This is a genomic window from Enterobacter sp. BNK-18 (assembly GCF_047456135.1).
Lineage (GTDB): Bacteria > Pseudomonadota > Gammaproteobacteria > Enterobacterales > Enterobacteriaceae > Enterobacter > Enterobacter ludwigii.
Genome location: NZ_CP179899.1, coordinates 1,013,891 through 1,039,192, shown reverse-complemented (window position 1 = coordinate 1,039,192; position 25,302 = coordinate 1,013,891). Strand labels below are relative to the sequence as shown.

25 protein-coding genes are annotated in these 25,302 nt (G+C 56.7%); 10 read left to right on the top strand and 15 right to left on the bottom strand.

From position 1 onward, the window contains the following. Positions 1-7: 7 nt before the first annotated feature. From chbC to osmE, 3 genes are all read right to left on the bottom strand, one after another. On the bottom strand, positions 8-1,366 hold the full coding sequence (gene chbC, locus ACMGG3_RS04960) for a PTS N,N'-diacetylchitobiose transporter subunit IIC (RefSeq protein ID WP_014169674.1): 1,359 nt from the start codon (positions 1,364-1,366) through the stop codon (positions 8-10). A 79-nt stretch (positions 1,367-1,445) separates the two neighbouring features. Next, positions 1,446-1,763 carry a PTS N,N'-diacetylchitobiose transporter subunit IIB gene (gene chbB / locus ACMGG3_RS04955; protein ID WP_008500676.1) on the bottom strand — a complete coding sequence of 106 codons (318 nt, stop codon included), beginning with the start codon at positions 1,761-1,763 and terminating at the stop codon, positions 1,446-1,448. A gap of 281 nt (positions 1,764-2,044) precedes the next feature. Beyond that, complete coding sequence (gene osmE, locus ACMGG3_RS04950) at positions 2,045-2,389, bottom strand: osmotically-inducible lipoprotein OsmE (RefSeq protein ID WP_014169673.1); 345 nt, start codon at positions 2,387-2,389, stop codon at positions 2,045-2,047. A 232-nt stretch (positions 2,390-2,621) separates the two neighbouring features. Between osmE and nadE the strand changes: the two genes are divergently transcribed. Together nadE and cho are read left to right on the top strand one after the other, a co-directional pair. Further along, positions 2,622-3,449, top strand: a complete 828-nt coding sequence (nadE, locus tag ACMGG3_RS04945; protein WP_333192005.1) for an ammonia-dependent NAD(+) synthetase — start codon at positions 2,622-2,624, stop codon at positions 3,447-3,449. Positions 3,450-3,572: 123 nt separating this feature from the next. Continuing rightward, a complete protein-coding gene (gene cho, locus ACMGG3_RS04940) occupies positions 3,573-4,451 on the top strand; it encodes an excinuclease Cho (protein WP_014169671.1) in 879 nt (292 codons plus the stop codon). On the opposite strand, the gene ves is transcribed toward cho, so the two are convergent. The 7 genes from ves to ACMGG3_RS04905 form a co-directional block, all read right to left on the bottom strand. Continuing rightward, on the bottom strand, positions 4,429-4,986 hold the full coding sequence (gene ves / locus ACMGG3_RS04935) for an environmental stress-induced protein Ves (RefSeq protein ID WP_041162545.1): 558 nt from the start codon (positions 4,984-4,986) through the stop codon (positions 4,429-4,431). The genes cho and ves overlap by 23 nt on opposite strands. Before the next feature lie 297 nt (positions 4,987-5,283). Next, positions 5,284-5,781 (bottom strand): ATP-independent periplasmic protein-refolding chaperone Spy, encoded by a 498-nt coding sequence (gene spy, locus ACMGG3_RS04930; RefSeq protein ID WP_020884420.1) that lies wholly within the window; start codon positions 5,779-5,781, stop codon positions 5,284-5,286. Positions 5,782-6,119: 338 nt separating this feature from the next. Further along, positions 6,120-7,085: a succinylglutamate desuccinylase gene (gene astE / locus ACMGG3_RS04925; protein ID WP_134179197.1), complete on the bottom strand. Its 966-nt coding sequence runs from the start codon at positions 7,083-7,085 to the stop codon at positions 6,120-6,122. A 10-nt stretch (positions 7,086-7,095) separates the two neighbouring features. Beyond that, the gene (gene astB / locus ACMGG3_RS04920; RefSeq protein ID WP_309950602.1) at positions 7,096-8,421 is read right to left on the bottom strand and encodes an N-succinylarginine dihydrolase; all 1,326 of its coding nucleotides are present in this window, start codon (positions 8,419-8,421) and stop codon (positions 7,096-7,098) included. Next, positions 8,408-9,895, bottom strand: a complete 1,488-nt coding sequence (gene astD, locus ACMGG3_RS04915; RefSeq protein ID WP_020884423.1) for a succinylglutamate-semialdehyde dehydrogenase — start codon at positions 9,893-9,895, stop codon at positions 8,408-8,410. The genes astB and astD overlap by 14 nt, the downstream gene beginning before the upstream one ends. Beyond that, positions 9,892-10,926 carry an arginine N-succinyltransferase gene (gene astA, locus ACMGG3_RS04910; protein ID WP_342863602.1) on the bottom strand — a complete coding sequence of 345 codons (1,035 nt, stop codon included), beginning with the start codon at positions 10,924-10,926 and terminating at the stop codon, positions 9,892-9,894. The genes astD and astA overlap by 4 nt, the downstream gene beginning before the upstream one ends. Beyond that, positions 10,923-12,143 carry an aspartate aminotransferase family protein gene (locus ACMGG3_RS04905; protein ID WP_414149643.1) on the bottom strand — a complete coding sequence of 407 codons (1,221 nt, stop codon included), beginning with the start codon at positions 12,141-12,143 and terminating at the stop codon, positions 10,923-10,925. The genes astA and ACMGG3_RS04905 overlap by 4 nt, the downstream gene beginning before the upstream one ends. Positions 12,144-12,576: 433 nt before the next feature. On the opposite strand from ACMGG3_RS04905, the gene xthA reads away from it, so the two are divergent. From xthA to ACMGG3_RS04875, 6 genes are all read left to right on the top strand, one after another. After that, positions 12,577-13,383 carry an exodeoxyribonuclease III gene (xthA, locus tag ACMGG3_RS04900; RefSeq protein WP_414149642.1) on the top strand — a complete coding sequence of 269 codons (807 nt, stop codon included), beginning with the start codon at positions 12,577-12,579 and terminating at the stop codon, positions 13,381-13,383. A 6-nt stretch (positions 13,384-13,389) separates the two neighbouring features. Next, positions 13,390-14,073 carry a TVP38/TMEM64 family protein gene (locus ACMGG3_RS04895; protein WP_073396594.1) on the top strand — a complete coding sequence of 228 codons (684 nt, stop codon included), beginning with the start codon at positions 13,390-13,392 and terminating at the stop codon, positions 14,071-14,073. A gap of 15 nt (positions 14,074-14,088) precedes the next feature. Further along, positions 14,089-15,249, top strand: coding sequence for an ABC transporter substrate-binding protein (locus ACMGG3_RS04890; protein WP_414149907.1), 1,161 nt, complete (start codon positions 14,089-14,091; stop codon positions 15,247-15,249). Further along, the gene (locus ACMGG3_RS04885; RefSeq protein WP_414149641.1) at positions 15,222-16,751 is read left to right on the top strand and encodes a thiamine ABC transporter permease; all 1,530 of its coding nucleotides are present in this window, start codon (positions 15,222-15,224) and stop codon (positions 16,749-16,751) included. The genes ACMGG3_RS04890 and ACMGG3_RS04885 overlap by 28 nt, the downstream gene beginning before the upstream one ends. Next, the gene (locus tag ACMGG3_RS04880; protein WP_414149640.1) at positions 16,751-17,371 is read left to right on the top strand and encodes an ATP-binding cassette domain-containing protein; all 621 of its coding nucleotides are present in this window, start codon (positions 16,751-16,753) and stop codon (positions 17,369-17,371) included. The genes ACMGG3_RS04885 and ACMGG3_RS04880 overlap by 1 nt, the downstream gene beginning before the upstream one ends. A 73-nt stretch (positions 17,372-17,444) precedes the next feature. Continuing rightward, positions 17,445-18,752, top strand: a complete 1,308-nt coding sequence (locus tag ACMGG3_RS04875; RefSeq protein ID WP_078773914.1) for a rhodanese-like domain-containing protein — start codon at positions 17,445-17,447, stop codon at positions 18,750-18,752. Here the strand turns inward: ACMGG3_RS04875 and ACMGG3_RS04870 are convergent. After that, the gene (locus ACMGG3_RS04870; protein ID WP_025204416.1) at positions 18,749-19,366 is read right to left on the bottom strand and encodes a CDP-alcohol phosphatidyltransferase family protein; all 618 of its coding nucleotides are present in this window, start codon (positions 19,364-19,366) and stop codon (positions 18,749-18,751) included. The genes ACMGG3_RS04875 and ACMGG3_RS04870 overlap by 4 nt on opposite strands. Beyond that, the gene (locus ACMGG3_RS04865) at positions 19,359-19,928 is read right to left on the bottom strand and encodes a carboxymuconolactone decarboxylase family protein (RefSeq protein ID WP_309950620.1); all 570 of its coding nucleotides are present in this window, start codon (positions 19,926-19,928) and stop codon (positions 19,359-19,361) included. The genes ACMGG3_RS04870 and ACMGG3_RS04865 overlap by 8 nt, the downstream gene beginning before the upstream one ends. Before the next feature lie 75 nt (positions 19,929-20,003). Here ACMGG3_RS04865 and ACMGG3_RS04860 point away from each other — a divergent pair, with 75 nt between their 5' ends. Next, a complete protein-coding gene (locus ACMGG3_RS04860) occupies positions 20,004-20,420 on the top strand; it encodes a pyrimidine (deoxy)nucleoside triphosphate diphosphatase (protein WP_252068161.1) in 417 nt (138 codons plus the stop codon). Here the strand turns inward: ACMGG3_RS04860 and ACMGG3_RS04855 are convergent. Further along, positions 20,380-20,652 (bottom strand): YnjH family protein, encoded by a 273-nt coding sequence (locus tag ACMGG3_RS04855; protein WP_014169653.1) that lies wholly within the window; start codon positions 20,650-20,652, stop codon positions 20,380-20,382. The genes ACMGG3_RS04860 and ACMGG3_RS04855 overlap by 41 nt on opposite strands. A gap of 228 nt (positions 20,653-20,880) precedes the next feature. On the opposite strand from ACMGG3_RS04855, the gene gdhA reads away from it, so the two are divergent. Then, a complete protein-coding gene (gene gdhA / locus ACMGG3_RS04850) occupies positions 20,881-22,224 on the top strand; it encodes an NADP-specific glutamate dehydrogenase (RefSeq protein ID WP_047357298.1) in 1,344 nt (447 codons plus the stop codon). Positions 22,225-22,273: 49 nt separating this feature from the next. On the opposite strand, the gene ACMGG3_RS04845 is transcribed toward gdhA, so the two are convergent. Then, positions 22,274-24,181, bottom strand: a complete 1,908-nt coding sequence (locus ACMGG3_RS04845; RefSeq protein WP_050736653.1) for a DNA topoisomerase III — start codon at positions 24,179-24,181, stop codon at positions 22,274-22,276. A gap of 4 nt (positions 24,182-24,185) precedes the next feature. Beyond that, a complete protein-coding gene (gene selD / locus ACMGG3_RS04840) occupies positions 24,186-25,229 on the bottom strand; it encodes a selenide, water dikinase SelD (RefSeq protein WP_414149639.1) in 1,044 nt (347 codons plus the stop codon). Positions 25,230-25,302: the final 73 nt, after the last annotated feature.

Below are 25,302 nucleotides of genomic sequence, written 5' to 3'. Positions count from 1 at the left end.
TGCAATTTTAGAATTTCAGTGCGAGGGCGATATCCTCTTCGCTCTCTTCTTCATCGATAACGGTTGCAGCTTTGTTTGCTATCGCCACGAATGGCATATAGAGCAGTGTTGCAATCCCGAGGTTGAATATCGCCAGCAGGAAGGCAGCCACGCTACCGTTGGTGTTGAAGAACGCCCCCAGACCCGCCGGCATGGTCCACGGCGCAATGTTGGTGACGGGCGGGATAATGCCCAGGTAATAGGCCGTCAGGGTTATGGCCGCCAGCAGTGGCTGAACCAGAATGAACGGAATGAACATCACCGGGTTCATGATGATTGGCAGACCAAACAGAATCGGCTCGTTAATCTGGAAGATGCCTGACGGCAGTGCCAGCTTCGCAACCTGACGATGGTCAGCGCGACGAGAAACAATAAAGACCGCGATGATCAGACCCAGCGTCGCCCCGGTACCCCCCAGGAAGATATAAGAGTCGAGCATCGGCTTCGCCCACACATGGAAGGTTTTACCGGCTGCCAGCGCCGCGTCAACGGAGCCGTACTGCTGATAAAGTGCAACGTTTTCCAGTGCCCATGGGGTCATGATACCGCTGTCCAGCGCCGCCAGTGCCAGTGAACCATGCACGCCAAAGAACCACAGCAGGGAGGTGAAAATCACATACGCCCAACCGACCACGCTACCCATTGACGCCAGCGGCGTTGAGATAGAGTCCATAATGATCTGGTGGAAGTTAGTGCCCCAATGAGAGAGCGCCCAGGCGATAATCCCCATGATGGAGAGAATAATGAAGCCTGGAATCAACGCGGAAAATGAACGAGAAACGGACGCCGGCACGCTATCCGGTAAACGGATAACCCAGTTGCGACGAATAATAAAGGTGAACATCTCCGCAACCACCAGACCGATAACGATACCGGAGATGATATTAGCGCCCCCCAGCCAGTTGGCCCCTACGGCATAGGCCTCACCGACGCTGTATGGCGTCACGGTCATAAAGGCGGCAATGGATAATAAACCTGCGGCCAGCGGATCCACTTTCCGCTCTTCCGCCAGTGCCATGCCAATAAAGAAAGGTGCCATCAGCGACATAATACCTAACGTACCGTTATATACGTTGCCGCCGATGGCTTTTAAACCATTAAGGGTTTCAATTGTGGAAGCGTCTAATCGAATTCCTAATGAATAAAAAAAGGAACCTTCACCAAAGCTCAGAAAAACGTTGTTAATTAAAACGAACATTGCCCCAGCCAGCGTCAACGGCATTAATCTAATAAAACCGTTTTTAATGGCATTAACGTGAGGCTGCTTTCCTATTTTAACAGCAAAAGGAAGGAGTACCTTTTCAAGTGAAGCGATGACTTTACTCATAGGAAAATACCCTTAAATGCCGCAACGCGGGTTACGGCGTATTGTGTGTGAAATAACTCTTTGACGGGAAAAATAAAAATTAATTAGCAGCTTTTTTAATTGCTGCAACAGCAGCTTTCAATACACCTAAACCATCAATCTTGCCGTACAATCCCGAATCGATCACTTCGACCGGTTTATTGGGTAACAGACGTTGAATTTCGGGTAACATATAGGCAATTTGCGGCCCCAGTAAAACGACGTCGGCTGTCTGGCCCTTTTCGCCCGCCAGCGTCTCCGGAAACGCTTCGATTACCACCGGGACTTCATACTTCTCAGCCTGAGCACGCATCTTTGACACCAGAAGCGAGGTTGACATGCCTGCTGAGCAGAACAGATAGATATGTTTCTTTTCCATAGTAACTTCCCTCTCGTATGACTACCTGCCATCGCGCTATCACTCGACTCGCTATCCTGGCAGACAGGTAGTTTGCTTACTGTTGTTTGTCGTTGGAGTGAGTATACGCAATGGTACAGACAGGAGATAATTCTGCACAGGGGCAAATTGTCTCTCATTGACCTAGCGTGTTGACTACCTTCACATTTCAGGCAAATAATTCGCGAGAAGAAATAAGATTTACGTATGTATAAAAAAACCGGCCCAACGGCCGGTTTGTTAACATACTCAGGCAAGAAGGGTTACTGCGCCTTAGGTGCCTGCGGATCGGTATCGTATTCAGTACAGGTCTGGTAACCGGAGTTGATCACATGACCAGTCTCATCCAACGCAACGAAGTAGGTCTCTGCCTTACCATCACGTTGACCCAGGATATAGGTCTGGCAGGTACCGCGTGCATGAATCATTGTCACTTCCGAAGAAGGCTTGCCGGCAATCGCAGCCACCTGCGAACGGGTCATGCCTTTTTTGACATCTTTCACTACGGGCTGTGTAAACTGATCTTTGGTGCGGTCGTAGGCCGTACACCCTGCCAGCATAGTCAGTACCGCCGCTGCGCTAAGAATTCCTGCTACGTTCTTGTTCATATTCCGTCCTCTTGTTTATCAGCGTGTTATCTAAGCATGGAATAAAAAGTACTATTGTTCAACTTTGTGAATTCCGCCAGACGAATTTCGGAAAATTCTAATAAAACAACGATAACCTGCTAAATCGCCGCAATTTAGCGCACTCGAAACTGTGATCCTTGTCGTTTCTCGTTCAAAGGGTTAGTTTTAACAGTTAACACAATCTGTTTATGTTCTGCATATGGAGGGCGTGATGGCTCTGCAACAAGAGATTATTCAGGCGCTGGGCGCGAAGCCCGCGGTAGACGCACAAGAAGAGATCCGCCGCAGCGTGGATTTTTTAAAGTCTTATTTAAAAACTCACTCGTTCCTGAAATCCCTGGTGCTGGGCATCAGCGGCGGTCAGGACTCTACCCTGGCCGGTAAACTCTGCCAGATGGCAATTTCAGAGCTCCGCGAAGAGACGGATGATGACGCGCTGCAGTTTATTGCCGTGCGTCTTCCCTATGGCGTGCAGGCCGATGAACAGGATTGCCAGGATGCCATCGCCTTCATCCAGCCCGATCGTGTGCTCACCGTCAATATCAAAGGATCGGTGCTGGCCAGCGAGCAGGCGCTTCGCGAAGCAGGCATTGAGTTGAGCGATTTTGTCCGCGGCAATGAAAAAGCCCGTGAACGTATGAAAGCGCAATACAGCATTGCCGGGATGACCAAAGGCGTTGTGGTCGGTACCGATCATGCGGCAGAAGCCATCACGGGTTTCTTCACCAAGTATGGCGACGGCGGTACCGATATTAACCCGCTCTTCCGTCTGAACAAACGTCAGGGTAAGCAGCTGCTTGCCGCGCTGGGTTGCCCGGAGCACCTTTACAAGAAAGCGCCAACGGCAGATCTGGAAGACGATCGCCCCTCCCTGCCGGATGAAGCGGCCCTGGGTGTCACCTATGACAATATTGATGATTATCTGGAAGGCAAAAAACTGGATGAAGGTACCGCGAAGATCATTGAAAGCTGGTATCTGAAAACCGAGCACAAGCGTCGCCCACCGATCACCGTGTTCGATGATTTCTGGAAAAAGTAACACTCTGGCACCCTCTCTCTGGGGAGAGGGTGTTCTCCCGCACCGTCCGTTGCGCCATCCGGCTCTTTTTTAACCAAACCGGCTCTGCTACACTGTATGCCTGAACAGTATATGGAGTAGTATGTGAGCAGGCGTCAATCCGCCCCGCGTCTTGAGTTTGAAGCGGCGGCTATCTACGAATATCCCGAACATCTTCGCCCCTGGCTTGAGGAACTGCCTAAACAGCCGGGCGTGTATATCTTTCACGGTGAGAGTGACACCCTTCCGCTCTACATTGGCAAAAGCGTAAATATTCGCAGCCGGGTCATGTCTCATCTGCGCACGCCAGACGAGGCGGCAATGCTGCGCCAGTCGCGACGCATCACCTGGTTTCGTACCGCCGGAGAGATGGGCGCGCTTTTACTGGAAGCGCGGCTGATCAAAGAGCAACAGCCGCTGTTCAATAAGCGCCTGCGCCGCAACCGGCAGCTCTGCTCCCTGCAGATAAACGCCGGTAAGCCGCAGGTTGTCTACGCACGGGAAGTCGATTTTTCTCACGCCCCCAATCTCTACGGGCTGTTCGCTAACAAACGGGCGGCTCTGCAGGCTCTGCAAACGCTGGCCGATGAGTTACAGCTGTGCTACAGCCTGCTAGGCCTCGAAGCAACCACCCGCGGGCGTGCCTGTTTCCGCTCAGCGTTAAAGCGCTGCGCAGGGGCCTGCTGCGGGAAAGAAAGCATTGAGGAACACCACGCCCGGCTCCTCGCAGGGCTGGCGGCGCTTAGCGTTAACTGCTGGCCGTGGGAGGGTGCCGTTGCGCTAAAAGAAGTCGGTGACGCGATGACCCAGTATCACATCATCAACAACTGGCTCTGGCTGGGTGCTGTTGACGATGTAAACGATGCGGCAACCTTGCTGCGCACACCCGCCGGTTTCGACCACGATGGCTACAAAATTCTCTGCAAGCCCGTGTTAACCGGCAAGTATGAGGTCATTGAGCTTAGCGCCCCGGCAGCCAGTTAATTTCGCTGAATAATAAGGTGCCCTGAGCCTCCAGCAGGCGGAGAGTATGGACGCCCTCCTCCCAGCTGGCGCCCTGATCGGCCGTCAGCAACTTATCGCCAAGCTGCCACGCCCCGCTTAACACGAACGCGACGCCCCCGCGGGAGCCGAACGTGGTAAAGGTGCGGTCAGCGACACGCACTTTCGCCTGACAACGGTCACGCCGGGTCATGATGTTGAAATCCATCGACATCCGTCCTTCGGAAAGCAGCGCTTTCACCGGCTGATCGCCGGAAAAATGGTATGGCTGATGATGTTTCAGGGTATGGCAGAACGCCTGACCGGCATCCAGCGTTACCTCACCCCCTTCAAGCAAGGTAATCACCCGATCGACACCGGGAAAAGAGGAGAATTCGCCATTGCTGGCGATGGTCGCGATACTGGCACGCCAGTAAAAATCACGCGTTGCGGGCGGAAAACAACAAATTTCCCGCGTCTCGCCTGCGCCATTGCGCCAGAGGCTGACCGGCATCTTACGGATATCAAAGAACTCCATCACCACTCCTGAAAGGCACAACCTGTGCCAGGGCAAGGATATCGCTATCGTTGCTGTCTTGTTTGTTATCGTTGGGTTTTCACAGACACAGTATCGGCAGCAGAGCGGGCAGGCCTTAGCGGAACGTTAATAAAAATTATAACGCCATGACTCTGCAAACATTCTCTGAAGCGACTACAGGAGAATACCGCTCTGGCGGCGGCAGACAAGAGGGCAGGAAAGAAAAACCGCCGGTCCTGTCCACAGCGTTAGCGCTTTTGTGGACAGGATCCCGGCGGTCTTAAGATGTTGAACCGATTATTCGGTTGGTGCTGGCATTTTACCTTCCATTGCTGGACGTTCTGTCAGACGCTTCTCAAAATTGGCATTAAATTGTTTTTTCTGTTCCGGCGTCAGAATGTTGTAGATCTTGTTCTGGGTTTCCATATGCGCCAGCATGCGGGCTTTATGCTGCTCAGCCATTTTGTCGATCTGCGCTTCGGCTTTTGCTTTATCGAAGCTGTCGCTGGCGATGATGTCATGCATCGCGCGGCGTTCGTCCAGTGACGGACGTTTCATCTGGTCGCGCTGGCTTTTCATGATGTCGCGGACCTGCTGTTTCTGTGCATCCGTCAGGTTCAGATCTTTAAACATCATCATCTCGTGGTGCATACCCGGCTTGCCTTTATGATGCATCATCATTTTGCCTTCGACAGGCGCGGCAGTGGTGGTGGTCGCGGTATCTGCAGCGAACGCCATGCTGGTAGCGCCCAGAGCCAGGGTAGAAGCAACAAACAGTGCAGTAAACTTACGCATAATTTATTTCCTTACTTTCAGTTATTCTTCGGCGCTATGCCGTGTTGACGAGATTAACTTTACGGGGTTTATCGTCAATTAATCAGAGCAACAGTAAAACAATGAAAGTGTAAAAAACAAATTATCGCCAAATGTGGAGGAATTAAGGATAAAGGATGGAGAGTTGCAACGAAAATATTCAAAATGATGATTTTCAAAGCAATTTAAAAAAGTATAGCGAAGTGAAGACCAATAATAAAGCAATTCACCAGGAATATTCTGCAATAGTTGTCATTGCGCTTTAATCGCTAAGAAAAATATTTTGACGTTCCCCTCTCAGGCAATGAGAGGGGAAATGTTCAGGACACTTTTTCCAGCATCAGCCCGGCGCGCAGGCCAAACGCTACCGATGGATTTGGGAACAGAACATATTCAGTGGTTTTCTGCACCTCGTAACGCTCGTCGCCATCTTCCGCCAGCAGAACGCCTTTGCGAAAAGGGGTGAAGTTCAGCGTGTGGGCGGCCATATGCAGCCGGAAAGCCTCGCTGCGGCGAGTGATCTGCTGTACGACCCGATAGCGCACGACAGTCTGTTGCGTTGGCTCGGGTGCTAATCCTCCAAGCAGCGCGCGAAGCGCAAGGTGCGTTGGCGCGAAGCGCGTGAGATCGTTCTGGCCAAACGGTAGCGCTTTTCCCAGCTCCAGCGTGCAGGCCAGCGCGCCGAAATGCTCACAGGTGAAATGGGTAAATGTGCCCCCCGGCGACTGATGAAACACCAGAGCCTCCAGCCCGGCGTCGCCCAGCCAGCTCAGAAACGCCTCATCCCACGGCTGGTTACGCTGGGGCAGAACACCAAAGCGCACATGATAAGAGGCGCGAATTGCCGTATGCAGGTCGAGATGCCAGCGCACGGGACCGGCCGCGGCGAAAAATGTGGCAACCACGTGCTCAAGCCACTGCGCCCGCGACGTTTCATCGCCCGGCACAAACTGTGACCAGCGGCCGCCAAACATGCGGTTAAGGTCGCTCTCAAGATAACGTTTGTTTTGCGCCAGCGCAGGCGGGTTGCCAAACACCACCAGCAGACGGCACTGCAGGGTGATATCTCCCCGATACAACGCGCGCAGCAGCAGGTCGACAATTTCAACCGGCGCGGTTTCATTGCCATGGATGCCGGTTGAAAGCAGCAGCGATAACTCACTCTTCGCGGTCGGTGTCAGTTCAAGGACGCCGCGGCCCAGCCACCGCCAGTGAAATGAGGGGCCCTCCCCCTCACGCTGTTCGGGGGTCTCATCGGCCAGTGTCAAGGCCAGTAAATTTTCCATAACCACTCCTTTAGCGCTGGAACGGATAAACCGCTCCCAACTGCAGGATTGTTGTTAACGCGTCCAGTGCCTCACGCCCTTCACGCAGTAGCTGTGGGTCGACCAGATCGGCCTGCGTTAATCTGTCGCGATAGTAACGATCCACCCAGTCATTCAGGGAGTTAAACAGCGTCTCATTCATCATCACGGCCGGATTAACAGCCTGCATTTCGTTCTGCGTCAGCACTACGCGCAGGCGTAAACAGGCCGGACCGCCGCCGTTGGCCATGCTTTCGCGCAGGTCAAAGACGCGCAGTTCATCGATCGGGTTATCGGCCTTCACCAGTTCAGACAGATAACGCCACACCCCTTTATGGTCCTGCGACTCTTGCGGCAGCACCAGCATCATGCTGCCGTCCTCACGGCTCAACAGCTGGCTATTAAAGAGGTAAGTTTCAACCGCGTCCTGCACGCTGACCGCCTGGGTCGGCACCTGAATCGGCATAAATCCCGGCACCCGCTCATGCAGCGTAGCGAGCAGCTTCTCCTGATGGGCAAACGCCTGCTCATGGCAGAACAGCACCTGGCGGTTAGAGACGGCAATGACGTCATTGTGGAAAACCCCCTGGTCAATCACCTGCGGGTTCTGCTGAGCAAAAATCACCTGTGAGGGATTCACCTGGTTCAGCCGCGCGACGGCCTGGCTTGCCGCCAGCGTCTGGCGGGCGGGATAACGGACAGGTGCCGAATGGCCGCCCTCTTCTCGCCCGTAAATGAACAGCTGCACGCCGGGATCGCCATAATCCCCCCCAAGACGGTTATGGTTTGCCGCTCCTTCATCCCCGAACATGGCCACCTGTGGCAATGCCTGATGGACCTCAAAGTGGGCCTCATCACGGAAAATCGCACGCAGAACGCGCTCGGTCGTCTCCGCTTCGGTAGCACGATGGAATTTGTTATTCAGGTTCGCCACCGTTAAATGTACTTTGCCATCCAGCGTATCGGCCGACGGTGCAACGGTAGCAGCGTTTGCCACCCACATCGACGAGGCAGAGCTCGCCGCTGAAAGCAGGTGCGGCGTCTGCGTACCCGCTTTTTCGATAACCTGCTCATCGCTGCCGCTAAAGCCGAGCTGACGTAACACCGCCACGTTCGGGCGCTCCTGCGGCGGGATCACCGCCTGCGGGAAACCGGCATCCGACAGGGCTTTCATTTTCAGCAGCCCCTGCTTCGCCGCCAGTTTCGGGTTGGAGACCTGAAAACGGTGCTTCGTCGAGGCTTCATTACCAAACGAGAGGCCAGCATAGTGGTGCGTCAGCCCCACCAGCCCGTCAAAGTTGACTTCACGCGCTTTCATGACGATCCCCCTGAGTAAAATCCAGCCCCGGACTCAGCGTTTCCGGCAGCGTCAGCGCAGGCGTTTCCAGGCTCGCCATCGGCCACGCGCAGTAATCTGCGGCATACCACGCGCTGGCGCGGTGGTTACCCGAAGCGCCTACCCCGCCAAACGGTGCCGTACTCGCCGCACCGGTAAGCGGTTTATTCCAGTTCACAATCCCGGCGCGTGCTTCGAGCAGCAGCTGATCAAATTTCTCACGATGCGGGGAAATCAGACCGCTCGACAGTCCATAGCGGGTGTGATTGGCCATCTCAATGGCGCTGTCAAAATCGTCATAACGCCAGACGCAGAGCAGCGGGCCAAAGACCTCTTCATCCGGCACGTTGCGTGCGCCACTCATCTCAACAATGCCCGGCGTCAGGAGAGATGTTCCGGGCTTGATTTGCTTTGGCTCAAGCAGGGTTTTCGCCCCGCGCGCCACGTGATCCTGCCAGGCTTTCAGCACGTTCAGCGCGGCCTGCTCGGAAATCAGCCCCCCAATAAACGGCTGTGGGTCGGCATCCCACTGCGCAGGCACCAGACGCGCGCTGATTTCCACCAGCCGCGCGAGGAAGGCATCGCCCTGTGCACCCCGTTTCACCAGCAGACGACGCGCGCAGGTGCAGCGCTGTCCGGCGGTAATAAACGCTGACTGGAGGGTCAAATGCACCGCCGCGTCGATATCATCGGGATCTTCAACGATCAGCGGGTTGTTACCGCCCATCTCCAGCGCGAGAATTTTTTCCGGCTGCCCCGCCAGCTGGCGATGCAGTTGGTAGCCCGTTCCGGCGCTGCCGGTAAACAGCAGGCCGTCGATATCACTCAACGCACTCAGCGCCTGGCCGGTTTCACGTCCCCCCTGCACCAGATTGAGCACCCCGTGCGGCAGACCAGCCTGTTCCCAGAGCTTCACCACCACCTCACCGGTCAGTGGCGTTAACTCACTCGGCTTGAAAATCACGCTATTGCCCGCCAGCAGCGCGGGCACGATATGCCCGTTCGGCAGATGCCCCGGGAAGTTATAGGGGCCAAATACCGCCAGCACGCCGTGCGGACGGTGGCGCAGCGTGGCCGCGCCGTCAGGCATATCGGTATGTTGCTCGCCGGTCCGGGTATGGTACGCCTTCACCGAAATGGCGATTTTATTGATCATCGCCGTCACTTCCGTGGCCGCCTCCCAGCGCGGCTTGCTGGTTTCCTGAGCGATAACGCGCGTCAATTCGGCTTTATTGGCCTCCAGCAGTGATGCAAATTTCTCGACAATTCCCTGACGTACGGAGAACGGTTGTTTCGCCCATCCCGGGAAGGCGCGACGGGCGGCGTGACAGGCCTGTTCGACCTGCCCGGCGCTGGCATCATTTCCCTTCCAGAGCACTTCTTGTCCGACCGGATTGGTCTTTATGCGCGGCTCGCCTTCGCCCGTGACCCAGTCACCGTTGATCCATAAAGTCATGCTGTTTTCTCCTCAGGGCAGAGACGCACCAGGCGAACCGTGTCGCCGGCGTTACATTTCAGGGCATCCAGTTGCGCGGCCGTCAGCACCAGACGTTCACATTTCGGATTGGTTCGCACCAGCATGGCGCGGAAATTGTTGTACTGCTCGTTAGCCACCAGACATGCCGGCCACTCACCCGGTGCAGGCTGGCCTTCGGAAACCTCAACCAGCCGGCTTTTACGGATCGCACGCACGCGGTCGATATCGCACTCCAGGGTGGGTCCGCCGTCAAAGATGTCCACATAGTTACGGTAGCGGAAACCCTCTTTTTCCAGCACCGCCCGGGCCGGCGCGGTTTGCGGGTGCACTTCGCCAATCACCGCCTGCGCCTGTGGGCTTAAGAAATGGGTATAAATGGGGTGTTTCGGCATCAGTTCGGCGATAAACGCTTTCTGCCCGGTGCCGCACAGATAGTCCGCCCGGCTGAACTCCATCGAGAAGAAGCGCTCGCCGAGGCTCTCCCAGAAAGGTGAATAGCCGGTGTCGTCGATCACGCCGCGCATCTCGGCGACGACCTTTTCGTTAAAACAATCGCGGAACGCGGCCATAAACATGAAGCGCGACTTGGAGAGCAGATAACCGTTGCCCTCTTTCCGCCACGCAGGATCGAGGAACAGCGTGCAAAGCTCGCTGGCTCCCGTGTGGTCATTACAGAGAAAAAGCGTGGGCAGCGCGTTATAGACGTTCAGCTCTTTTGAGGCGTGAACCATCGTACCGACACGGTAGTTGTACCACGGGTCGTTAAGCCCGACGGCCACTTCGATTGCGCAAATGCCGGCCACGGTACCGGTGTCGGTATCTTCGAGAACGAACACATAACCCTGTTCGCTTTTTGGCAACGTCCCCTGCCAGGTTTGCAGGGCGCGCTCAATGCGCGCCGACAGCGTTTTTTCATCGGCAGGAAGCGAGGTCAGCCCGCCTCCCGTCTTACCGGCAAGCTGCATGAGCCCGGCGATATCGCCGCGCTCAACGGGACGGATGACCATCATGATGACACCCCGGACTTCATATGTTCACAGGCCAGTGCAAAACGGTCTAAACCGGTTCTCACCTCTTCCTCGCTGACAATCAGCGCAGGGGCAAAACGCACCACGTTGGCACCGGCAATCAGTACCATCACGCCCATTTTTGCCGCTTCCTGTGAAATAAGTTTAGCTTTTCCGGCAAACTCAGGTGTGAGTTCGCAGCCAATTAACAGACCCAGACCGCGGATCTCTTTAAACAGTCCCGTCTTGCTGTTGATGGCGTTCAGGCGCTCAACAAACCAGTCATGACGTTGTTTAACGCCCTTGAGCACTTCCGGCGTGTTAATGATGTCGAGAACCTGTCCGGCCACGGCGGTAGCCAGCGGGTTACCCCCGTATGTTGTACCATGCGTACCCACGGTCATTACGCTGGCGAATTTATCGGTGGTCAGCATGGCGCCAATCGGGAAGCCGCCGCCCAGCGCTTTCGCCGTAGAGAGCACGTCCGGCGTTACGCCGTAGTGCATATAGGCATACAGCTCACCGGTACGCCCCACACCCGTCTGGACTTCATCGAAAATCAGCACCGCGTGATGACGATCGCACAGCTCACGCAGCCCCTGCAGGAACGCTTTTTGCGCCGGAAGGACCCCGCCCTCACCCTGCATAGGTTCGACGATCACCGCACAGGTGGTGTCGTTGATAAGCTCGCTGGCGGACTGCAGATCGTTATACACACCGTGACGAATATCCGGCGGCAGTGGCGCAAAATCCTGCGAGTATGACGGCTGACCGCCGGCGCTGACGGTAAAGAGCGTGCGGCCGTGGAACGCGTTTTTAAACGCCACAATGCCGCTCTTATGAACGCCAAATTTATCGTGTGCATATTTGCGCGCCAGCTTCAGGGCAGCTTCGTTTGCTTCCGCACCTGAGTTACAGAAAAAGACTTTTTCGGCAAACGTTGCGTCGATCAGCTTTTTCGCCAGTCGCAGAGCGGGCTCGTTGGTAAAACCGTTACCGGTATGCCAGAACTTCGCCGCCTGGTCGTTTAACGCCTGACGCAGCGCAGGGTGCGCGTGACCCAGCGCGTTTACCGCAATCCCGCCTGCAAAGTCGATATACTCTTTGCCCTGTTGATCCCACAGGCGTGAGCCTTCCCCCCGTACCGGAATAAAAGCCGCCGGAGCGTAAACCGGCATCATCCATTCATCGAAATTTTCACGCGTAATTGACAGAGACATAGCGACCTCATCCGGTAAATAAAAGGTTATTTAGATGTTAAATAATTGAGTGTTTGCACTGTGAATGTAGATTGCAGCCTTCGTGCCAGCCAGCGATAAAAATGCATAAACGGGTTAGGGTTACAGAATATCAATTAGTTACGATATGGAGTTATTCACTGTTATTGCATAAAAAGTGAATATTTTTACGACAAGCAGCGCTTTGCCACACGAAAATAAGAAAGAGTATGCAGAAGCCAAATATAATTCTGGAATTGTGATCGCTCGCGAAATTTATCGGTTCTTTACGCCCTATTGGGGGGCAATGCGCGTCAGAATGGTGCAAATATTGCACCGTTGGCATGATCTGTCGCAGTTATTGGTCGAACCCCGTAACAGTTGACGCAAATTCTGCTACCATCCATGCACTATTCACCTTGCATTGGCAGCGACTATGAAATTTGTCTCTTTTAATATCAACGGCCTGCGTGCCCGCCCTCACCAGCTTGAAGCAATTGTTGAGCAACATCAGCCAGATGTGATCGGCCTGCAGGAGACAAAAGTTCACGACGATATGTTCCCCCTCGAAGAGGTGGCGAAGTTCGGTTACAACGTCTTCTATCACGGACAGAAAGGTCACTATGGCGTGGCGCTGCTGACCAAAGAGACGCCGGTTTCCGTACGTCGTGGCTTCCCGGGCGATGATGGCGAAGCGCAGCGTCGCATCATCATGGCGGAAATTCCTTCACCACTCGGCAATATCACGGTGATTAACGGGTATTTCCCGCAGGGTGAGAGCCGCGACCATGAGACAAAATTCCCGGCCAAAGCAAAGTTTTATCAGGATCTGCAGGATTACCTGACCACCGAACTGAAAAAAGAGAATCCGGTGCTGATCATGGGCGACATGAATATCAGCCCGACCGATCTCGATATCGGCATTGGAGAAGAGAACCGCAAACGCTGGTTGCGTACCGGTAAATGTTCTTTCCTGCCGGAAGAACGCGAGTGGATGGAACGCCTGCTCGGCTGGGGTCTGGTTGATACTTTCCGCACCGCCAACCCGGAAACGCAGGATCGCTTCTCGTGGTTTGACTACCGCTCAAAAGGCTTTGATGACAACCGCGGTCTGCGTATTGACCTGCTGCTGGCCAGCCCGCCGCTGGCGGAACGCTGCATCGAAACCGGCATCGACTACGATATCCGCAGCATGGAAAAACCGTCTGACCATGCGCCGGTCTGGGCGAAATTCAAACTGTAACCTCGTGTGAACACGCAAAAAATACTCCTGATGTGCGCCCTTCTGGGCGCATTTGTTCTGACCTTCGTCTTTCTTCCGCCGGGGACGCTCTCCCTGGAAACCATCAAAACGCACCAGCAGTCGCTCCTCTCGCACGTGGAACAGGCACCGTGGCAAAGCGCGTTTTTCTTTTTCGCCCTCTACGTGTTGGTCTCCGCCCTGTCGATACCCGGTGCGGCGATACTGACGCTGCTGGCGGGAGCGCTGTTTGCGCTGTGGGAAGGCACCCTACTGGTCTCGTTTGCTTCTACCCTCGGCGCCACGCTGGCGATGCTTGCCAGCCGTTATCTGCTGCGCGACTGGGTACAGCGGCGATTCACATCACAGATGAATACGGTGAACGCCGGTATGGCGCGGGACGGTGCAGGGTATCTTTTTGCCCTGCGTCTGATGCCCTTGTTCCCGTTTTTTCTGGTGAATCTGCTCATGGGGCTGACCCGTATTGCGGTCAGTCGCTACTGGTGGGTGAGCCAGGTCGCCATGCTGCCTGCAACCATTATCTTTCTGAACGCCGGACGCGCGCTGGGGAAAGTGAATTCGCTTCGCGATATTTTATCGCCGGGACTGATATTCGCCTTTACACTACTGGGGTTATTGCCGCTGGCGACGCGCTGGCTGTTTTCCCGTTTTACCCCTTCATCAAAAAAGTGAGGCATTATGCGCCGTGTGCGTTTTTGCACGTTTCTGAGCGGTCTGCTGCTGGCAGCCCCGCTGTTTGCAGCGGACAACTGGCAGGCTATCCAACAACAAGCCAAAGGCCAGACCGTCTGGTTTAACGCCTGGGGCGGCGATCGGGCGGTAAACCGCTACCTCGAGTGGGTAAGCGGTGAGATGAAAACGCATTACGACATAACCCTTAAAATCGTCCCACTGGCGGATGCCGCCGATGCGGTCAAACGTATTCAAACAGAAGCCGCCGCAGGCCGGAAAACGAACGGGTCAGTCGACCTCTTATGGGTCAACGGTGAGAACTTCCGTACCCTGAAAGCCGCTAACCTGCTGCAAACCGGATGGGCGCAGACCTTGCCCAACTGGCGCTATGTCGATACCCGTAAACCGGTTATGGAGGATTTTGCTGTCCCCACCGATGGCGCGGAATCCCCATGGGGCGGTGCGCAGCTCACCTTTATTGCCCGCCACGCAAGCCTGCCTGCGCCCCCAAACGATCCTCAGGCGTTACTGGCGTATGCGCAGCAGCATCCGGGCAAAGTCAGCTACCCACGCCCGCCCGATTTTACCGGTACGGCATTTCTGGAACAGTTGCTCCTGACCCTCACCGCTCACCCGGAGGCGCTGCAAAAAGCCCCTGATAGCACCTTTGCCCAGGTGACGGCTCCGCTGTGGCACTACCTGGACAAATTACACCCGCTGCTGTGGAGAAAGGGAGAGGACTTTCCTCCCTCGCCCGCCAGAATGGATACCTTGCTTGCCAGCGGTAGCCTCAATCTCTCCCTGACCTTTAACCCGGCACATGCGCAGCAAAAAGTGGCCAGCGGTGAACTGCCTGCCGACAGCTACAGCGTTGGTTTTGACAACGGAATGATAGGCAACGTCCATTTTGTGGCCATTCCGTCGAATGCCAGCGCAAGCGCAGGTGCGAAGGTGGTCGCCAATTTCCTCCTTTCACCGCAGGCGCAAATCCGCAAGGCCGACCCGGCCATCTGGGGAGACCCGAGCGTACTGGATGCGAAAACACTGCCCGAAAAAGAAGCGAAGCAGCTCACTGCCCATACGCCGGCAGGGCTGCCAAAAATGCTTCCCGAGCCGCACGCTGCCTGGGTTAACGCGCTGGAGCAGGAATGGCTGCGTCGTTACGGCACCCGCTGAGCTGGCTCGTCTGGCTGGCGATGGCAGTCATCTATCTGCCGTTGCTTCCCGCCGCCGCCATACTGTTTGCCCCGGCATTCTCGCTGAACAACTGGCAGTTGCTGCTTAACGACCCGCAGCTGCCACAGGCAACGGTCGCCACGCTGGTCTCAACGCTTATCGCGACGCTGGGGTCGATGTTTATCGCCCTGGTGCTCTTGGCCCTCCTGTGGCCGGGCGAGCGCTGGCGACGGCTCAGCAGCCGGCTGCCGTGGCTGCTCGCCGTTCCTCATGTGGCCTTTGCCACCAGCACTTTACTGCTGTTTGCCGAAGGGGGCCTGTTGTATCAGGTGTGTAGCGTCTGTACGCCGCCGCTTGACCGATACGGTGCAGGGCTGGGGCTGACGCTTGCGGTAAAAGAGAGCGCGTTTGTGCTGTGGGCCCTTTACGCCGTCCTGCCGGAAAAACGCCTTGCGCAGCAAAAGGTCGTGCTGCATACCGTCGGCTACGGGCGTTTTCAGGCGCTGAACTGGCTCATCCTTCCAACGATCGCGCCGGCTCTTGGCGCGGTGATGCTGGCGGTGCTGGCCTGGTCCCTGTCGGTTGTGGACGTGGCGATGGTGCTCGGGCCCGGCAATCCCCCGACGCTTGCCGTACTGGCGTGGCAGTGGCTCAGTCAGGGCGATGCGCAGCAGCAGACAAAGGGAACGCTGCTGTGCCTGCTTCTCCTTCTGCTGCTGGCCGCGCTTTCTGCACTGGGTTACGGCGCATGGAGACTCTGGCGTCGCACGCTGCCGGACCTGAGCGGACGCCGTCGAATGTCGCTTATCGCACCACCAGCGCGTCTGCTCAGCGGATTTCTGCCCGCCTGCGGGGTGCTTTGCGCGGTCGTGCTGCTCATGCTGGCGCAGCGGGACGACATCGGTGCGGTTGGCGCCAGCCTCTCCTTTGGCCTGCTCGCCAGCCTGATTTCGCTGGGGGTAATTGTTCTCTGGCTTGAGTGGGGACCGCAGCGAGGCACACAGTGGGTGTGGTTGCCGCTGGCGCTGCCGGCGCTGCCCCTCGTTACTGGGCAATACGTTATCGCGTTGCGACTGGGTCTCGACGGGCACTATGCCGCCGTGCTGTGGAGCCATCTGCTGTGGGTTTTACCGTGGATGTTGTTGGTCCTCCAGCCAGCCTGGCAGAGGATCGATCCCCGGCTGATCCTTACCGCCAGAACGCTCGGCTGGCAGCGGGGAAAAATCTTCTGCTTACTGAAATGCCCCTTGCTGGTACGCCCGGCGCTGCTGGCTTTCGCGACCGGGTTTTCCGTCAGCATGGCGCAATACATGCCAACCCTCTGGCTGGGCGCGGGCCGTTTTGCGACGCTAACCACTGAAACCGTGGCGCTCAGCAGTGGAGGCAGCATTCCACTTCTGGCTAACCGGGCGCTGGGGTTGCTGTTGGTCACGGGGAGCGTGTTTGCCCTTGCCGCCCTGCTATCCCGGCTCGCAAGCCGTTACCGACGAGGATTACGTTAATGCTGCAGGTCAGCAATCTCACCATTGAACCGCTTTTCCGCGAGGTCAATTTTTGTGTGCCACGCGGCGAAATAGTCACGCTGATGGGTCCTTCCGGCAGCGGAAAATCAACCCTTTTTGCCTGGATGGTGGGCGCACTGTCAGATGACTTTCAGGCTCAGGGCGAACTGTGGCTTGATGAACGTCGCTGCGACGGACTGCCCGTGGAGGCCCGCGGGATGGGGATCCTCTTTCAGGATGCCCTGCTGTTTGACCATTTCAGCGTCGGACAAAATTTGCTGCTGGCATTACCTGAACGGATTGTCGGACGAGCACGGCGAGAAGCGGTCGAGCAGGCGCTCGGTTCTGCCGGGCTTGCCGGGCATTACGCCAGCGATCCGGCGACCCTTTCCGGCGGCGAACGTGCCCGGGTCAGTCTGCTGCGTGCCCTGCTTGCAGAACCGCAGGCGTTACTGCTGGATGAACCGTTCAGCCGTCTCGATAATGCGTTACGCGCCTCGTTTCGGGCATGGGTATTTGACACTACCCGCGCACGCAATATTCCGGTGGTTCTGGTCACGCATGACGACGAAGACGTGCCCCCGGGCGGCGAAGTGATCGAGATTTCTCGCTGGCAATAATGTGCTAACGCAATGTTTTACCTTTCAGGAGAGACGACAATGCCCCCCTCTTTTACTGACGTCAGGTTATTCGATGAAACGTGTTTCTCAACTGACCGCGCTGGCCATGCTGTGCGGCCTCGCTTCATTTTCCTCTCTGGCTGCTGATATGCCGCACGCCATGACGCTGTCTCAACTTCAGGCACAACACGGCGCGGTGATCGACACCCGCGCCAGCGCGTTTTACAACGGCTGGCCGCAAACGCTGAGCGCGCCCTCCGGGCATGAGCCCGCCGCACTTAACCTTTCCGCCTCCTGGCTTGGCGCGATGAGCGATGACCAGATTGCCGTCTGGGCCAGACAGCACCAGCTTACGCCGGCCATGACGATCGCGCTCTACGGCCGCGACGCCGATAATCAGGCGGTCAAAACGCGGCTGGAAAAAGCCGGTTACCACCAGATTTCCGTGCTCAACGATGCCCTGCAGGTACCTGAGCGTCTGCAGCGATTGCCGCACTTTGAACAACTCGTCTACCCGGAGTGGATCCACCAGCTTCAGCAGGGTAACCCCGTCGCTGCTGCGCCAACGGGCGACTGGAAAGTCATTGAAGCCGCATGGGGCGCGCCGAAGTTTTATCTGCTGAACCATATTCCCGGTGCCGGCTACATTGATACCAACGAAGTGGAAAGCGAACCGCTGTGGAATAAAGTTTCTGACGACACGCTAAAAGCGATGCTGGCGAAGCACGGGATCCGTCACGATACGACCGTCATTCTGTATGGCCGTGACGTATATGCCGCCGCCCGCGTGGCGCAGATCATGCTGTATGCGGGCGTGAAGGACGTCCGCATTCTTGATGGCGGCTGGAAAGCCTGGTCTGACGCGGGTCTGCCGGTTGAACGGGGAATGCCCAAAGACGTGAAGCCCGCCCCCGATTTTGGTGCACCGATCCCCGGCCAGCCGCAGTTGATGGTGGATATGGCGCAAGCACGCGGGATGCTGCATCGCCAGGACGCGTCGCTGGTCAGCATTCGTTCCTGGCCGGAGTTCATCGGCGAAACCAGCGGCTACAGCTACATCAAGCCAAAAGGTGAAATTGCCGGTGCCCGCTGGGGTCATGCCGGTAGCGACGCCACCCATATGGAAGATTTCCATAATCCGGATGGCACCATGCGCAGCGCTGACGACATCGCCGCCATGTGGAAAACCTGGAACATCCTGCCGGAACAGCACGTCGCGTTTTACTGCGGCACCGGCTGGCGTGCGTCCGAGACGTTTATGTACGCACGGGCGATGGGCTGGAAAAATGTCGCCGTCTATGACGGCGGCTGGTACGAGTGGAGCAGTCATCCACAGAACCCCGTCTCCAGCGGAAAACGCGGGCCAGAAAGTTCACGCTAACGGGTAAGTGACTTCAGCGTCACGTACCCGCTCCAGATGCGCGTTGTGGTGGTCAGCCAGCACAACGCGCCAAATATCCACGCCAGCACGCTGAAGTGCGCCGGAAAGAGGCAGCACAGCACGAACAGCGCGATCGTCTCCGTCCCCTCCGTTAACCCCCCGAGATAGTAAAACGACTTATGCGCGTAGCCGGGGTTGTCGATGTTGTGTTTCGCTGCCAGCGCGGCAAATGCCAGAAAACTGCTCCCGGTACCGATAAAGGCAAACAACAGCCAGCCAGCGGCAAGCGCATTCTCTGCGGGGGCCGCCAGCGCGAATCCGAAGGGAACCAGCGCGTAAAACAGAAAATCGAGGGCAATATCAAGAAAGCCTCCCGCATCCGTCAGCCCGCGCCGGCGCGCCAGCGCACCGTCCAGACCATCCAGCAGGCGATTCAGCACGATGGCGACGAGCGCCGCCGGATACCAGCCGAGGGCCAGAAACGGTAAGGCCAGCACGCCTATGGCAAACCCGGTCAGGGTTAATCCGTCAGGCGTGATCCCCGGCTTATCCAGTACTGACACCAGCCGGTTGAGCGTGGGTTTAATCCGCGGGTGCAGATGACGATCAAGCATGGGGATCCTCTTTAAACGTGGCACATAACCCCTGCGCCGGGATGTCCAGTGCGGCATTAAAGCGTGCAGAGAGATTCTGAAACGCAATCAGCGCCGTCATTTCGGCGATCGCGTCCTCGTTGAAATGGCGTGTGATCTCACTTTTGATTTCGTCATCCACACGGGGCGGCGTCGCGGTGACAGCCTCGGCATAGGCCAGCGCTGCACGCTCCTCTTCGCTAAAAAGAGCGGAATCACGCCACGCGTTGACGGCCTGAACCTTATCCAATGCGCCCGAGCGCTCCGCCAGGCGCAAGCTGTTGGCATCGATACAAAAAGCGCAGTGACAAAGCTGCGATACCCGGGTCATTAACAGCGAACGGAGCACCGGCGACAGGCGCGCGTGACGACGTTCGAGAAAACCGACGAACAATGCCACCAGCCAGAAAAGACGTGGCATCCTTCCCCACCAGCGCGTGGGGTTAAGCACGGCACCAAAGTGTTTTTTCTGCATGGCGGCAATCGGTTTTATGCTGACCGGAAGGGTGGCGATGGGATCTACCCAGGTGGACGTCTCTTTCACCTGATTCTCCTGATGGCTGGACTCTTAGAAAGGGCACGATAATATGGTGTTTTTCGCTAACAAGTATTGACGACCATGCTAAAAACAGTCGATGTCGTTGCGGCAATCATCGAAAAAGACAACAAAATTTTACTGGCCCAGCGCCCGGCTCATGCCGACCAGCCGGGCATGTGGGAATTCGCAGGCGGAAAAGTAGAAGCCGGTGAGACGCAGCCCGAGGCGCTTGTCCGCGAGTTGCACGAAGAGCTCGGCATCCACGCGCAGCCAGGTGAGTATGTGGCAAGCCATCAGCGTGAAGTGTCACAGCGGTTAATCAACCTTCACGCCTGGCACGTTCCGGCGTTCAGCGGCGCGCTGACGGCGCATTACCACAGTGCGCTGGTGTGGTGTACGCCCGAAGACGCATTTGGTTTCAACTTAGCGCCTGCGGACATCCCGCTGCTGGAGGCGTTTATTGTTTTACGCGGCGCCAGACCAGCGGATTCGTGCTAATGGTGCGTTCATCACGCTGGCACTGCAACAGAATGCCGTCCGCTTTTACCACCGCCCCTTCCGAATAGTTCTGATCCTGATAGATGCAGCACTGGTTACACGGCTGCGCTCGCTGGCCGCTGGAGCTGAACACCTCCGGCGGCACATTCACGTCCACATCCGGGCGAATGCGGTCTGCCTGCGCGCCTGCGGTAAACATCAAACATAACGCGGCTATCACGTAACGGTTCATAGACTTATCTTCCTGTTGTGCCCTGATAAAGACTATAACGGTAAACCGGCGCAGAACCTTTAATTTATCTCGCCATCGCTTTTGGTTATGACGCAGCCCCGCTGATTAATTTCCCTTTCGGCATGCATTTCTGCTTGCTTCACAAAGCGGTACGGATGGTATAGTCAAAAAAACAACACAATTCGTATAAGCAATATACATAAAATAATATAAGGGGTTCTTATATCTATGGATCAGACACGCTCTCTGGAAGCTTTCCTCTCTTATGTTCAACAGCGCGACCCGCATCAAAGTGAGTTTGCGCAGGCCGTACGTGAAGTCATGACCACGTTGTGGCCGTTCCTTGAAGAAAACCCGCGTTATCGCCAGATGTCACTGCTTGAGCGCCTCGTGGAGCCGGAGCGCGTGATCCAGTTTCGCGTGACCTGGGTAGATGACCGTAATCAGGTCCAGGTTAACCGCGCGTGGCGCGTGCAGTTTAATTCCGCCATCGGCCCGTTTAAGGGCGGGATGCGTTTCCACCCTTCCGTGAATCTGTCGATTTTAAAATTCCTCGGCTTTGAGCAGACGTTTAAAAACGCCCTTACGACCCTGCCAATGGGCGGCGGGAAAGGCGGCAGTGATTTCGATCCGAAAGGCAAAAGCGAAGGCGAAGTGATGCGTTTCTGTCAGGCGCTGATGACCGAACTCTATCGTCATCTTGGTCCCGATACTGACGTTCCGGCGGGCGATATCGGCGTCGGTGCGCGTGAAGTGGGCTTTATGGCCGGCATGATGAAAAAGCTCTCGAATAATAGCGCCTGTGTCTTTACGGGCAAAGGGCTCTCCTTTGGCGGCAGCCTGATCCGTCCGGAAGCCACCGGCTACGGGCTGGTCTATTTTACCGAGGCGATGCTAAAGCGCCACGGCTTAGGGTTTGAAGGTATGCGCGTGGCGGTGTCCGGCTCCGGTAACGTGGCCCAGTACGCCATTGAGAAAGCAATGCAGTTTGGTGCCCGCGTGGTTACCGCGTCAGATTCACGCGGTACCGTGGTGGATGAAGCCGGTTTTACGGCCGAGAAGCTGGCACGCCTGTGCGACATTAAAGCCAGCCGCGACGGCCGTCTGGCGGATTATGCCCGTGAATTTGGTCTGACCTGGCTCGAAGGCAAACAACCGTGGGGCGTGCCGGTCGATATCGCCCTGCCATGTGCGACCCAGAACGAACTGGATACCGAGGCCGCACGCACCCTGATTACCAACGGCGTGAAGGCCGTGGCCGAAGGGGCGAATATGCCAACCACCATCGAAGCGACCGATCTGTTCCTTGAGGCCGGCGTGCTGTTTGCGCCAGGCAAAGCCGCAAACGCCGGTGGCGTGGCGACCTCTGGCCTGGAGATGGCGCAAAACGCCGCGCGCCTCGGCTGGAAGGCAGAGAAAGTGGATGCGCGTCTGCACCACATTATGCTGGATATTCACCACGCCTGTGTCGAGTACGGCGGTGAGGCATCGCAAACCAACTACGTGCGCGGAGCAAATATCGCCGGGTTCGTGAAGGTCGCGGATGCGATGATGGGGCAAGGGGTTATCTAAGCACGCTGTCGCCCTTTCCCGTCGGGAGAGGGCGACAACCGAAAGCACATCAGGCTGCGCTTTTTTTCTTTTTGAACGGTTTCTTCGGCGCACCACCCGGTGCAACCATCCCCCGGAACTGCTTCACCGGCGTATTACGCGCCTGGTTAATCAGCTCGTACAAGGTCCCCACCAGCGGCTGCATAAAGTCCTGATAGCGACACTGCTTTTCACTGATTTGCGTCAGCACAGATTCCCAGTGTGCCGTCATGTCCGGCCTTGCGGCCAGCTCAGGCAGTGAGTGGATCAATGCGCGCCCCGGTTCAGTCGAGTGGATATAGCGCCCTTTTTTCTCCAGAAAACCGCGCTTAAACAGCAGCTCGATAATGCCCGCACGGGTCGCTTCCGTGCCCAGTCCGTCGGTGGCACGCAAGATCTTCTTCAGATCCTTATCCTGAACAAAACGGGCGATCCCGGTCATTGCCGAGAGCAGTGTCGCATCGGTGAAGTGGCGCGGCGGTTGGGTCTGGCGTTCAACCACTTCGCCTTTCTCACACAGCAGCTCGTCATCTTTGGCAACCACCGGCAGCGGCGTGCCGTCATTCTCTTCGTCACGCTCTTTGTTGCCAAGCAGCGTGCGCCAGCCAGCCTCCGCCAGGAAACGCGCCTTGGCGATAAATTTCCCTTTGGCAATTTCCAGCTCAATCACGCATTTGCGGAACACGGCGTCCGGGCAGAACTGCATCAGGTACTGACGAGCTACCAGGTTATACACCTTCGCTTCGTTTTCCGTGAGGTTAACATTGCTGGCGCGCGCCGTCGGGATAATCGCATGGTGGGCATCCACCTTTTTATCATCCCAGCAGCGGTTATGAATGTCCGGATTCACAACCGGTTGTGGCAGCAGATCCGGCGCGTGAACGGCAATGGCGTTCATCACCGAGTGACGGCCGGCAAAGTGCTCTTCCGGCAGATACCGGCTGTCCGAACGCGGATAGGTAATGAGCTTGTGGGTTTCGTAGAGCTTCTGGCAGATATCAAGGACGTTCTGCGCGCTCAGACCGAAGCGTTTCGCCGCTTCAATCTGCAGCGCGGAAAGCGAGAACGGCAGCGGCGCGGGTTCTGATTCCCGTTTATCGTTATAGCTGGTGACAATAGCAGGCTGACCGGTAATCCGGTTGACCACGTGCTCCGCCAGCGGACGGTGCAGCAACCGCCCCTCTTCATCCTGATACGATTCGCAGGCATCGCTTGGCTGCCAGACGGCGGTAAAGCGCTCCTCTTTCGGCGTGACGATATGCGCTTTAACCTCAAAGAAATCTTTGGCGACGAAATTCTCAATCTCTTCGTCACGACGCACCACCAGCCCCAGCACCGGCGTTTGCACACGCCCGACGGAGAGGACGCCCTGATAACCGGCATTACGCCCCAGAATGGTGTAGGCGCGGGTCATGTTGATCCCGTAAAGCCAGTCAGCACGAGCGCGGGCCAGCGCGGAAACGCACAGCGGAATAAACTCGCTGTTCGCGCGCAGACGTGAAATGGCCCGCTCCACGGCCTGCGGATTGAGGTCGTTAATCAGGCAGCGCTGGACCTGCTGGCGTTTTTCCGGCGCCAGCTCCAGATAGTCCAGCACCTCATCCACCAGCAGTTGCCCTTCCCTGTCCGGGTCACCTGCGTGGATGACTTCCGTCGCGTCATGCAAAAAACGTTTAATCACGTTGAGCTGTTTGGTGACGGAAGGCCGTGGCTGCAGGCGCCATTTTTCAGGGACGATGGGCAGGTCATTGAGGTTCCAGCGGGCATAGCGGCTGTCGTAGACATCCGGCTGCGCCTGCTCAAGCAGGTGACCGATACACCAGGTGACCACCTGCCCGTTACCGCATTCGATAAAGCCGTCGCCCTTGCGATGCGGCTTCGGCAGCACATCGGCAATGGCACGGGCCAGGCTCGGCTTTTCGGCAATAAACAACCGCATTGAATTAACGGATCTCAATCATCGGTCGGCCACCGCGCGCGGTCACCAGTTCACCGATCGCCGTCAGGGTAATACCATACTCTGCGGCCGTCGCCTGAACGTCGGCTTCAGCGTCTGGCGTGACCGCCAGCAGCAAACCACCGGACGTTTGCGGATCGCACAGCAGATTGCGCCACGCTTCAGGCATTTCGCCCATCAGATGACCATAGCTGGCAAAGTTACGCTGGGTACCGCCCGGAACGGCGCCCGCTGCAATGTATTCCTCCACACCCGGCAGCTTCGGCACGTCCTGATACCAGACCTGCGCCTGTACGCCCGCGCCCTGACACACTTCGGAGAGGTGTCCGAGAAGGCCAAAACCGGTCACGTCGGTCATGGCTTTCACGCCGTCGATATTCGCAAAGGCCGCACCCGCGAGGTTCATCTGGCACATGACCTCGGTTGCCAGCCCCTGGTGTTCCGGCTTCAGCAGCGATTTTTTCTCCGCAGTAGTGAGGACACCAATGCCCAGCGGTTTGGTGAGGAACAGCTTGCAGCCCGACTGTGCGGTGCTGTTGCGTTTCACGCGCTCGGTGGGCACCACGCCCGTGACCGCGAGACCGAAGATCGGCTCCGGCGCATCGATAGAATGCCCCCCGGCCAGCGCGATCCCCGCCTGCTGGCAGGCAAAACGTCCCCCTTCGATCACCTCACGGGCAATTTCAGGGGCAAGGGTGTTAATCGGCCAGCCCAGAATGGCAATCGCCATAATCGGTTTGCCCCCCATGGCGAAAATATCGCTGATGGCGTTGGTGGCCGCAATACGCCCGAAATCGAACGGGTTGTCGACAATCGGCATAAAGAAGTCGGTGGTACTGATAATGCTGGTGCCGTTACCCAGGTCATAAACTGCCGCATCGTCACGCGTTTCGTTACCGACAAGCAGGTTCGGGTCGACAAACTTCGCCTGTTCACTGTGGAGAATGGTCTCCAGCACTTTCGGGGAAATTTTACAACCGCAACCGGCTCCGTGGCTGTATTGCGTTAAACGAATGGTTTGCTCGCTCATGGACGTCTCCTGTCATCTCAATCGCGCTATGGTAGCGCTCATTCCATAAAGAGGTAAGTATGACTGTCTGAAT